The 10,640-nt window shown below is 72.9% G+C and carries 9 protein-coding genes; 4 read left to right on the forward strand and 5 right to left on the reverse strand.

Annotated elements, in window-relative coordinates; all coding sequences use genetic code 11:
- Positions 1–22 precede the first annotated feature (22 nt).
- The gene (locus ACFWEJ_RS22670) at positions 23–772 is read right to left on the reverse strand and encodes an alpha/beta fold hydrolase (RefSeq protein WP_377231444.1); all 750 of its coding nucleotides are present in this window, start codon (positions 770–772) and stop codon (positions 23–25) included.
- Between the two features lie 140 nt (positions 773–912).
- Here ACFWEJ_RS22670 and ACFWEJ_RS22675 point away from each other — a divergent pair, with 140 nt between their 5' ends.
- The 4 genes from ACFWEJ_RS22675 (at position 913) to ACFWEJ_RS22690 (ending at position 5,691) form a co-directional block, all read left to right on the forward strand.
- Complete coding sequence (locus tag ACFWEJ_RS22675) at positions 913–1,920, forward strand: aldo/keto reductase (RefSeq protein WP_377231445.1); 1,008 nt, start codon at positions 913–915, stop codon at positions 1,918–1,920.
- A gap of 163 nt (positions 1,921–2,083) precedes the next feature.
- Positions 2,084–3,622 carry a sugar ABC transporter ATP-binding protein gene (locus ACFWEJ_RS22680; protein ID WP_377231446.1) on the forward strand — a complete coding sequence of 513 codons (1,539 nt, stop codon included), beginning with the start codon at positions 2,084–2,086 and terminating at the stop codon, positions 3,620–3,622.
- Positions 3,619–4,608: an ABC transporter permease gene (locus ACFWEJ_RS22685; protein ID WP_377231447.1), complete on the forward strand. Its 990-nt coding sequence runs from the start codon at positions 3,619–3,621 to the stop codon at positions 4,606–4,608. The genes ACFWEJ_RS22680 and ACFWEJ_RS22685 overlap by 4 nt, the downstream gene beginning before the upstream one ends.
- An 84-nt stretch (positions 4,609–4,692) precedes the next feature.
- Positions 4,693–5,691 (forward strand): ABC transporter substrate-binding protein, encoded by a 999-nt coding sequence (locus tag ACFWEJ_RS22690; RefSeq protein WP_377231448.1) that lies wholly within the window; start codon positions 4,693–4,695, stop codon positions 5,689–5,691.
- A gap of 70 nt (positions 5,692–5,761) precedes the next feature.
- Here ACFWEJ_RS22690 and ACFWEJ_RS22695 read toward each other — a convergent pair whose 3' ends face one another.
- From ACFWEJ_RS22695 to ACFWEJ_RS22710, 4 genes are all read right to left on the reverse strand, one after another.
- Positions 5,762–6,463 (reverse strand): FadR/GntR family transcriptional regulator, encoded by a 702-nt coding sequence (locus ACFWEJ_RS22695; RefSeq protein ID WP_377231449.1) that lies wholly within the window; start codon positions 6,461–6,463, stop codon positions 5,762–5,764.
- Positions 6,450–7,865 (reverse strand): L-fuconate dehydratase, encoded by a 1,416-nt coding sequence (locus ACFWEJ_RS22700; RefSeq protein WP_377231450.1) that lies wholly within the window; start codon positions 7,863–7,865, stop codon positions 6,450–6,452. The genes ACFWEJ_RS22695 and ACFWEJ_RS22700 overlap by 14 nt, the downstream gene beginning before the upstream one ends.
- Positions 7,866–7,998: 133 nt before the next feature.
- Positions 7,999–9,255 (reverse strand): amidohydrolase, encoded by a 1,257-nt coding sequence (locus tag ACFWEJ_RS22705; RefSeq protein WP_377231451.1) that lies wholly within the window; start codon positions 9,253–9,255, stop codon positions 7,999–8,001.
- A gap of 69 nt (positions 9,256–9,324) precedes the next feature.
- On the reverse strand, positions 9,325–10,530 hold the full coding sequence (locus ACFWEJ_RS22710) for a hypothetical protein (protein ID WP_377231452.1): 1,206 nt from the start codon (positions 10,528–10,530) through the stop codon (positions 9,325–9,327).
- Positions 10,531–10,640: the final 110 nt, after the last annotated feature.

Below are 10,640 nucleotides of genomic sequence, written 5' to 3' on the forward strand. Positions count from 1 at the left end.
GTCTCAAGACAACCGACCGAAGTCAGATCTCCTGGCCCAGCCAGCCCAGGAGCCGGCGGTTGAACCACTGCGTGTGCTGGAGCGGCAGGCCGTGCCCGGCGCCCGCGACGACCTCCAGCTCCGACCCCGGCAGGCTGCGGTGCAGGTTGCGCATCCCGCGCACGAGCGCGCGCGGCTCGGCTCCGCCGGCCAGCAGGAGCGCCGGTCCGGGAAAGGCCGCCCACGCCTCCGGGATCCGGAAGGCCGCGTTCGCCGTGGTCAGCGCGACCAGGTCCGTCGCGGACAACGACTGGGCGGTGCGCAGGTAGTCGTCGAACATCTCGTCGTCCACGAACAGGGCCCCGGCCTGGAGGCGCGCGAACCAGCGCTGCCCGCCGAGCGGGGCCGCCGCGCGGACCAGCAACGTGCTCAGGCCGGGCAGCGGCATCGGTTCGGTGAGGGCGCTGACGACGACGGCGTGCGCGACGAGGTCGGGGTGGGCCGCGGCGAGCGCGACCGTGAGCTGGGCGCCGAAGGAGAAGCCGACGACGGTCGCGGCCGGACCTACCTCCTTGAGCAGCCCCGCCAGGTCCTCGACGAGCTCCGCGGCCGAGGGGAACGGTACGCCCGCGCTGTGGTCGTGGCCGGGGAGGTCCGGCGTGATGACGCGGTACCGGTCGCCCAGGGCCTCGACCTGGTCGCGCCACATCCAGGCGCCCACGCCTCCGCCGTGCAGCAGCAGCACCACGGGGGCGTCGCTCGGGCCGGTCTCCGTCCACCACAGCGCAGTCACGGGCCTGAGCCTAGGAGGTGCCGACGGATCGTCCCGAACGTCCGTTCCGCGAGCCGCACTCGACGTGCTATACATCTGATGTTTTCGCCGGTGCTGTCCAGTCGGCGTCGTCCAGCCGGTGTCGTCGAGGAGGACCCCACATGCTGACCACCGAGGTGCGCGCCACCGGCGTCCGGCTCACCACGCTCGGGTGCGGTGCCGCCCCGGCCGGCAACCTGTACCGCGCGACCACGGACGAGGAGGCCCACGCGACCTTCCAGGCCGCGTGGGACGCCGGGATCCGGTACTTCGACACCGCGCCGCACTACGGCCTCGGCCTGTCCGAGCTCCGGCTCGGCGCGTACCTGCGCACCCGGCCGCGCGACGAGGTGGTGGTCTCCACGAAGGTCGGACGACTGCTCGTCCCGTCGCCCGAGACCGCCGACCGCACCGACCCCGAGATGTTTGACGTGCCCGCCACCGCGCGCCGGGTCTGGGACTTCTCCCGCGACGGCGTGCTCGCCTCCATCGAGGCCAGCCTGGAGCGCACCGGCCTGGACCGGATCGACGTCGTCTACCTGCACGACCCCGACGAGCACGGGGCGCAGGCGGCGCACGAGGCGCTGCCCGCGCTCGTCGAGCTGCGCGACCAGGGCGTGGTCGGCGCGATCGGCGCCGGGATGAACCAGTCCGCCATGCTGACCCGGTTCGTGCGCGAGACCGACGTCGACCTGGTCATGTGCGCCGGGCGGTTCACGCTCCTGGAACAGCCCGCGCTGGCCGACCTGCTCCCCGCGGCGGCCGAGCGCGGCGTGGCGGTCGTCGCGGCCGCCGTCTACAACTCGGGGCTCCTGGCGCACGACCGGCCGCCGTCGGACGCGACCTACGACTACGCGCCCGTCCCCGCCGGGACCCTGGACCGCGCCCGCCGCATCGCGGCGGTGTGCGAGGAGCACGGGGTCACGCTGCCGCAGGCAGCGCTCGCCTACGTGCGCACGCACCCCGCGGTGGTCAGCACCGTCGTGGGGCTCGGGGAGCCCGGGCACGCGGTGCAGGCCGCGCAGCGGGCCGCCGTCCGGGTGCCGGCGGACCTGTGGCAGGCGCTCGCCGACGCCGGGCTGCTCGCGCCGGAGGCGGTTCCGGACACAGCGCCGGACGCCGGGAGCTGAGCGGGCGGCAAACGTCCGACCTATCCTCGCCAATCTCCCGCCTGGCGGGGCAAAATCGCAGGAATCTTGCGTAAGGCCTTGAGATGCATCCGATGTCTGCGGTTGAATGCCAGCGGTTGGCTGCGAGTGGTTGGACGCAAGGCACGTACGCAAGGGAGCTCACGTGACGGACGGCCCGGTACTTCTCCGTGCCACGGGGATCAGCAAGTCCTTCCCCGGGGTGCGCGCGCTCGACGACGTCCACCTCGACCTGCGGCACGGCGAGGTGCTGGCGCTCGTCGGCGAGAACGGGGCGGGCAAGTCCACGCTCCTCAAGCTGCTCTCCGGGATCCACCGGCCCGACGCGGGGACCATGGAGCTCGACGGCGCGGCCATGAGCCCGGCCGGCCCCCGGCAGGCCAACGAGCTCGGCATCAGCGTGATCCACCAGGAGTTCCACCTCATGCCCGACCTCACGGTCGCGCAGAACATCTTCATCGGCCGCGAGCCCCGGCGCGCCGGGCTGCTCATCCGGGACGACGAGCTGGAGCGTCGCGCGGGCAAGCTCTTCGAGCGGCTCGGCATCCCGCTGGACCCGCGGCAGCCCGTGGCGCACCTCAGCGTCGCCGGCCAGCAGATGGTCGAGATCGCCAAGGCCCTCTCGTTCGACGCCCGCGTGCTGATCATGGACGAGCCGACGGCGGCGCTCACCGAGACCGAGGTCGCCACGCTGTTCCGCATCGTGCGCGACTTCGTCTCCCCGCGCACCGGCGTCATCTACGTGTCGCACCGGATGGACGAGATCAAGGAGATCTCCGACCGCATCACGGTGCTGCGCGACGGCCGCTACGTGGACACGCTGCCGACGGCGCGGACCACCACGCAGGAGGTCATCGCCGCGATGGTGGGCCGGCAGCTCGCGACCGGGGTGCGGCCGGAGCCCGCACCCGAGGCGGCGGACCGCGAGGTGGCGCTCGCCGTGCGCGGCCTCAGCACCCGCTCGCTCCTCAAGGACGTCTCGTTCGAGCTGCGCCGCGGCGAGATCCTCGGCCTCGCGGGGCTCATGGGCGCCGGCCGCACCGAGGTCGCCCGCGCGATCATCGGCGCGGACCGCTCCACCGGCGTTGTCGAGGTGAACGGCAAGCCGGTCACGGTGCGCAGCCCCGCCGACGCCGTCCGGCACGGCATCGGCTACCTCTCGGAGGACCGCAAGCGCTACGGCCTGCTCCTGGACCAGGACGTGGTGCGCAACGTCATGCTGTCCTCGCTGCGCGGCATGACGCGCGGCTGGTTCGTGCGGGACGCCGAAGGGCGCCGGGTCGCCGCCGAGATGGTCGACCAGCTCTCCATCAGGACGCCGTCGGTGACCCAGCGGGCCAAGAACCTCTCGGGCGGCAACCAGCAGAAGGTGGTCCTGGCCAAGTGGCTGGTGCGGGACTGCGACGTGCTGATCGTCGACGAGCCGACACGCGGGATCGACGTCGGCGCCAAGGACGAGATCTACACCCTGCTCACGGGCCTGGCCGCGCAGGGCAAGTCGATCGTCGTCATCTCGTCGGAGCTGCCGGAGGTGCTGCGGCTGGCCGACCGGATCGTCGTCATGTGCGAGGGCCGGGTCACCGGGACGCTCGCCAATGCCGACGCGACCCAGCACCACATCATGGAGCTCGCGACGCGGTTCGGTGCGGACCGCTCGCTCGTCACGACCGGAGGCGACGCATGACCACGACCATCCTCGGCAGGGCCGGGCTGGGCAAGAACGGGCTGGGCAACCGCCAGCAGCTCCAGCAGCTCCTCGCCTTCGGCGGGCTGGTGGTCATCTTCGTGTTCTTCTCGGTGGCCAGCCCGTACTTCCTGGACTGGGCCAACGTGAAGGGCATCCTGCTGGCCACCGCCGTCACCGGGATCATGGCGCTGGGCGCCACGCTTGTCATCGCGACCGGCGGGATCGACCTCTCGGTGGGCACCGGCATGACACTGTGCTCGGTGATGACCGGGGTGTTCCTGGCCAACCTCGGCCTGCCGCTCGTGGTCGGGGTGCTGGGCGGGCTCGCGATCGGGGCGCTGATCGGCCTGCTCAACGGGCTGAACGTCGCCTACCTGCGGCTGCCGCCGTTCATCGCGACGCTCGCGATGATGATGGTGGCGCAGGGCCTGTCGCTGGTCATCTCGGGCACCAAGCCCATCTACTTCAGCGACGTGCCCGGGTTCGGCCAGCTCGCGGGCGGCGAGCTCGTGCCGGGGCTGCCGAACGCCGTCCTCATCTTCTTCGTCGCCGCCGTCCTGGCGGGCGTGACGCTCAGCAAGACGCTCACCGGGCGCTACGCCCTCTCCATCGGCTCCAACGAGGAGGCGACGGCGATCTCCGGCGTCGACGTCCGGCGCTGGAAGGTCGTGATCTACGTCGTGGCGGGCCTGTTCACGGGGCTCGCCGGCGTCGTCATGGCGTCGCGGCTCAACTCCGCGCAGCCCGGCCTCGGGCTGGGGTACGAGCTGGAGGCCATCGCCGCCGTCGTCATCGGCGGCACCTCGCTGCGCGGCGGCAAGGCGACGATCCTCGGCACCGTCATCGGCGCGCTGATCATGGCGACGCTCACCAACGGCCTGCGGATCATGTCGATCCCGCAGGAGTGGCAGAAGGTCGCCGTCGGCATCGTGATCGTGCTGGCGGTGTACGCCGACATGCTGCGGCGCGGCAAAGAGGCGTGACGAGGGCCTGACGCCGCCGTCCGGCCTGCCCTACCTGAACCGAACACAGACGTTCGAACCGACCATCGAAGGAGCTGGACCCGGATGAACAGCAGCAGCACCACGCGCAGGCGCCTCGCGGCCCTTGCCGCGGCCACCTCCGTGACCGCCCTCGTCCTCGCCCTCGGGGCGTGCTCCTCGGGCGGCGCGGCCGGCGGGGCGCCCGGGACGGGCGACAAGCCCTACGTCGCCCTCGTCTCCAAGGGCTTCCAGCACCAGTTCTGGCAGGCGGTCAAGCAGGGCGCCGACGACGCCGCGGCCGAGCTCGACGTCGAGGTCACGTTCGAGGGGCCCGAGACCGAGACCGAGGTGGAGAAGCAGCTCACCATGCTGCAGACGGCCCTGGACAAGAGTCCGGACGCGATCGGCTACGCGGCCCTCGACTCCGAGGCGTCCATCCCGATGATGACGGACGCCCAGTCGCGGGGGATCCCCGTGATCGCCTTCGACTCCGGCGTGGACTCGGACGTGCCGGTGACCACGGTGTCCACGGACAACCTCGCGGCGTCGGCCGAGGCGGCCAAGCACATGGCCGAGCTGGTCGGCAGCGGCAAGATCGCGATCGTGGGGCACGACCAGACGTCGCAGACCGGGCAGCAGCGCGTCGAGGGGTTCACGCAGTACATCGAGGAGAACGCGCCCGACATCGAGATCGTCGACACCCAGTACGCCGCGGGCGACCAGCTCAAGTCCGCCGACGCCGCGAAGGCGATCATGCAGGCCCACCCCGACCTCAAGGGCATCTACGGCACCAACGAGGGCTCGGCGATCGGCGTCGTGAAGGCGGTCCAGGAGTCCGGCCGGGCCGGCGAGCTCACGGTGATCGGCTTCGACTCCGGCAAGGCGCAGACCGACGCGATCCGCGACGGCCTGATGGCCGGGGCGATCACCCAGGACCCGATCAAGATGGGCTACGAGACGGTCAAGGCCGCCGTCGCCGCGATCGACGGCGAGGAGGTCGAGCCCGTCATCGACTCCGGCTTCTACTGGTACGACGAGACGAACATCGACGACGAGGAGATCGCCGCGGTGCTCTACGAGTAGCGGCTCGCAGGCGCGCTGCACGTGTCAACGTACAGGTCACCCGGGGGACCTGTACGTCTGACACATCGACTCAGTCCTCGTCCAGGTTCTCCGGCCTCGGCAGCCAGTCCTCGACACCCAGGAGGTGGGCCGCCATCCGGATCCGCGCGGCCTCGGGGTCACGCGCGGCGAGCGCACGCCAGATGGCCTCGTGCTCGCCGTGCGTGCGCGCCTCGATGCCCTCGGCGTGCAGCACGCGCCACAGGCGCGCCCGCACGGTGCGGCCGGCGAACGACTCGATCAGCGCCTCCAGCACCGGGTTGCCGGTGTGCGCCGCGATCACGCGGTGGAACGCGATGTCGACCTCGATGAACCGGTCGTGGTCCACCTCCGCGCCGTCCAGCACCTCGGCGACCTGGTCCAGGACGGCCCGGGCCTCGGCGAGCGCGGCGTCGGTCATCCGGGTCGCGGCCAGCCCCGCGGCCTCCGTCTCCAGGACGCGGCGCACGCTGTGGAACGCGGGCATGGCGCCCTCGTCCTGCAGGTCGAGCACCAGCGACATGGGGGAGAGCAGGCGCGCGGGGTCGAGGCTGGTCACGTACGTGCCGTCACCCTGCCGGGTGTGCAGCACGCCGAGGATCGACAGCGCGCGCACGCCCTCGCGCAGGGAGCCGCGGGAGACCTGGAGCTCGTCGGCCAGGTCCTTCTCGACCGGCAGGCGGTCGCCGGGTCGCAGCCTGCCGTCGAGGATCATCCTGCGGATGCCGTCGACGACCTCGTCAGTGCGGGACATGCTGGGAAGTATCTCGCACGGGGACACCGCTCACCGAGGTCTCGGGCCCTGGAGTCGCCCAGTACGTCCCGCCCGGGAACCGGAACCGGTCCAGCGACTCCTCGTACATCTGCGTGGAGTAGCCCGGCAGGGACGGCAGCACGTACGCCGTTCCGGCGCCCCGGTCCTCGACGACGCACGGGTCGGTGAAGTGCTCGTGCAGGTGGTCCACGTACTCGGTGACGCGGCCGGTGAGGTCGCCGCCGATCGCCACGTAGTCCAGCACGGAGACGTGCTGCACCATCTCGCACAGGCCGACGCCGCCCGCGTGCGGGCACACGGGCACGCCGAACTTGGCCGCGAGCAGCAGGACGGCGACGATCTCGTTGATGCTGGCGAGCCGCCCCGTGTCGAGCTGGCAGTAGTCGATCGCCTCGGCCTGGAAGAGCTGCTTGAACATCACGCGGTTGTGGCAGTGCTCGCCCGTCGCGACGCCGACCGGCGCGACGGCGCGGCGCACCGCCGCGTGCCCCAGGATGTCGTCGGGCGAGGTCGGCTCCTCGATCCACAGCGGGTCGAACCGCGCGAGCTCGCGCATCCACTCGATCGCCTGCGGCACGTCCCACACCTGGTTGGCGTCGATCATCAGGTTCCGGTCGGGGCCCAGCACCTCGCGCGCGATGGTCAGCCGGCGGACGTCCTCGGCGAGGTTCGCCCCGACCTTCAGCTTCACGTGCTGGTACCCGGCGTCCACGGCCTCCTGGCACAGCCGCCGCAGCTTGTCGTCGCTGTAGCCGAGCCAGCCGGCCGACGTCGTGTACACGGGGTAGCCGGTGCGCTCCAGGTGGGCCAGACGCTCCTGCCGCCCGGGCTCCCGGGCCTCGAGGATCTCCAGCGCCTCGTCGCGGGTCAGGGCGTCGGAGAGGTAGCGCAGGTCGGCGACGTCGACGAGCTGTTCCGGCGTCAGGTCCACGAGCAGGCGCCACAGCGGCTTGCCCGCGCGGCGCGCCACCAGGTCCCAGACGGCGTTGAGCACGGCCGCCAGCGACAGGTGCACCACGCCCTTCTCCGGCCCGAGCCAGCGGAGCTGGCTGTCGGCGGTCAGGTCGCGGTAGACGGCGCCCATGTCCGCGGCGAGCTCGTCGACGTCGCGGCCCACGAGCAGCGCGGCCTGCTGCCGCGCGGCCTCGGCCACGATGTCGTTGCCCCGGCCGATCGTGAACGTCAGGCCGTAGCCGCCCAGCGTCCGGCCCGACCCGCCCGGCCTGGTGGGGTCGGAGCCGGCCGGGTCGGGCGCGTCGGTCTCCAGCACGACGTAGGCCGCCGAGTAGTCGGCGTCCTTGTTCATCGCGTCCGAGCCGTCGGCGGTGGCCGACGTCGGGAACCGCACGTCCTCGACGCGCACTCCGGTGATCGTGGCCATGCCGCTCCTTCGCAAACATCCGATGAAATGCCTGCAATCTACGGACGGGGGCGCTGCGGGTCAAGGTCAGGACGGCGGTGAGGGGGCGATTGGTTCGATCAATGCGGGGGTGAGGGTGACGCCGAGCCCGACGTCAGACCAGGACCTCGCCGTCCCGGGCGACGACGCGGCCGGCCGCGACCACGAGGGCGCGGCGCGGGGCGCGCACCACGGCGTCGGGCACGTTCTGGGCGTCGACCAGCACGACGTCGGCGGGCGCGCCGACGACCAGGTCGTGCGTCGCGCGGCCGACGAACCGGGCGGCGTCCGCCGACGCGATCCGTGCCGCGGTGACCAGGTCCTCGTCGCGGCGGAAGCCGGACAGGCGCGCGAGCTGCGTGGTCAGCGTGAGCAGGTCCCCGGTGCCGTACGGGGACCACAGGTCGCGGATGCCGTCCGTGCCCAGGCCGACGGCGACGCCGGCGGCGCGCAGCGCGTGCAGCGGCAGGGGCGCGGCGCCGATCGGCGCGACCGTGGTCATCGTGATGCCCGCGTCGCCCATCGCCGCGACGAGGTCGGCCTGGCGGGAGCCGGCGAGCTGGCCGACGGCGAAGCCGTGCGCCACGTTGACCTTGCCCTGCAGGCCGGACCGCAGGGTGCGGTCGATCATCAGCTCGATCTGGAACGCGCCCAGCTCGCCGCCGTCGTGCAGGTGCACGTCGATGCCGACGCCGCGTCGCTCCGCGATCGCGAACAGGCCGTCGAGCTGGCCCACGGGGTCGCGGTCGATGGACGCCGGGTCGAGGCCGCCGATGTGCTCGGCCCCTGCGGCCGCCGCCTGGTCGAGGAGGTCCAGCACGCCCGGGCGGCGCAGCACGCCGTCCTGCGGGAAGGCCACGATCTCGGCGTGCACCGCGCCGCCCAGCGCGGCGACGGCCTCGCGCACCACCTCGATGCCGCGCAGCCCCACGCCCAGGTCGACGTCGACGTGCGAGCGGACGGCGGTGGTGCCGGTGCGGACGGACTCGCGCAGCACGGCGAGCGTCACGTCGACGCCCGGGATGCCGAGCTCGTCGCGGTGCGCGCGCTCGTGCGCGATCCGGCCCTGCGTGCCCGGCTCCCCGCCGTAGCTCACCCACGGCTTGCCCCACCACGACTTGTCGACGTGCGCGTGCGCGTTGACCAGGCCGGGCAGCGCGAGCAGCCCGCCGCCGTCGACGACGCCGGGCGCGGTGCTGTCCGCGTGCGCCGCCGCGTCGTGCGGGACGACGGCGGTGATCACGCCGTCCGCGACGTGCAGGTCGCTGCGCTCCCCGCCCCAGGGGCGTACGTCGCGCAGCACGGTGACCGGGCCGGTGACCGGGCCGGTAGCCGGACCGGGTGCGGCGGGGCTGGGCGTGGTGGTGCTCATCGGGTGCCTCTCTCTGTTCGTTCGCCGGCGCGTCTCTCGCCAGCGTGTCTTTCGCTAGCCTGTCTTTCGCTAGCTCGGCAGCGTGACCGGGACGACCGCCTGTGGGCGGCCCGGGACGCGGATCTCGTACGACTCGTCGGCGCCGTCGAGGGCGGTCTCCAGCGGCAGGACCGTCAGTCCGTCCCAGGCGCCGTCCTGCGTGTACCCGCCGGCCAGGACGCCGAACGCGGCGTCCGCGTCCTGCCAGATCGCCACGGTCTCGTGGCGCCGGTCGGTCGGGAGCACCGTCGAGTCGCCCGTAGGGGAGACCACCTCGATGCTCGCGCCGCTGTCGGCGTTGCCGAACGGGCCGTTCCCGGCGATCACCAGCGTGCCGTCGTCCGCGCGGGCGACGCCGTGCTGGTGGGTGTCCGCGGCGAGGCCCGTGGTCGTGACCTCGCCGGAGTCCGGGTCGACGCGGGCGAGCGCCCGCCCCTGGTAGGGCAGGAGCAGGTCGCCGTCGGGGTCCAGCACGGCGTAGTGCGGCTTCTCGAACGACGCGAGGCCGCCCTCGGTGCCGAACGGCGCGACCTGGATCGGACGGGCGTCCAGCGTCTCGGTGTCGACGACGGTGACGGTGAACCCGTCGTGGTCGATCGTGTAGACCTCGCTGCCGTCGGCGCTCACGAGGACGTCGAACGGCCGCCGTCCGACGGGGACGGAGCCCACGACCTCGCCGTCGGCGACGTCGACCACCTCGAGGAACGCCGCGTCCCCGGTGCTCACTGCCACGTACACGGTGCCGCCGTCGGGGGAGACCGCGAGCCCGAGGCCGCCGGGGCGGTACTCGCCGTAGGCGACCCGGGCCGGGCGGTGCGCGTACCCGACCAGGTCGGTCCGCTCGCCCGCGGCGAGGTCCACGACCGCCACGCCCTGGGCCGTGGAGACGAAGGCGCGGCCCGTTTCGGCGTGCACCGCGACGTCCCACGGGGCCGCGCCGACGGTGACCTCGTCGACGACGGCCGACCCGTCGCGGTCGCCGGGGTCGACGACGGCGACCGAGTCGCGGTCGGCCTGCGTGACGAGCAGGAGCTTCGGAGCGGTGGGGGACGGAGTGGTTGGGGACGGAGCGGTTGGGGACGGCGTGGTGGGCGACGGCGTGGCGGGGGACGGCGCCGCGGTCGGCGGGGCCGTCGTCGCAGGTGATGCCGCAGGGGTCGCCGCTCCGCACCCGGCCAGCAGCATGCCGGTGATTACGCACGCGATGACTCGCGGACGGCGTCGGGCGGAGGGCATGGAAAAATGGTATCCCATTCTGGTTCCTGGCAGGATGGCGCCCATGAGCATGCCGCCGGACGGCGACTTCGAGCCCGAGTCGGTGCGCGTCGCGCGTGCCGTCCGCGAGC

Origin of the sequence: Promicromonospora sp. NPDC060204 (assembly GCF_042728455.1) — a bacterium.
Classification (GTDB): domain Bacteria; phylum Actinomycetota; class Actinomycetes; order Actinomycetales; family Cellulomonadaceae; genus Promicromonospora.

Bases quoted from the DNA above. Each gene is read 5' to 3' on its own strand.
- ACFWEJ_RS22675 (WP_377231445.1), top strand. From the start codon at position 913: ATGCTGACCACCGAGGTGCGCGCCACCGGCGTCCGGCTCACCACGCTC.
- ACFWEJ_RS22685 (WP_377231447.1), top strand. From the start codon at position 3,619: ATGACCACGACCATCCTCGGCAGGGCCGGGCTGGGCAAGAACGGGCTG.
- ACFWEJ_RS22690 (WP_377231448.1), top strand. From the start codon at position 4,693: ATGAACAGCAGCAGCACCACGCGCAGGCGCCTCGCGGCCCTTGCCGCG.
- ACFWEJ_RS22695 (WP_377231449.1), bottom strand. From the start codon at position 6,463: ATGTCCCGCACTGACGAGGTCGTCGACGGCATCCGCAGGATGATCCTC.
- ACFWEJ_RS22700 (WP_377231450.1), bottom strand. From the start codon at position 7,865: ATGGCCACGATCACCGGAGTGCGCGTCGAGGACGTGCGGTTCCCGACG.
- ACFWEJ_RS22705 (WP_377231451.1), bottom strand. From the start codon at position 9,255: ATGAGCACCACCACGCCCAGCCCCGCCGCACCCGGTCCGGCTACCGGC.
- ACFWEJ_RS22710 (WP_377231452.1), bottom strand. From the start codon at position 10,530: ATGCCCTCCGCCCGACGCCGTCCGCGAGTCATCGCGTGCGTAATCACC.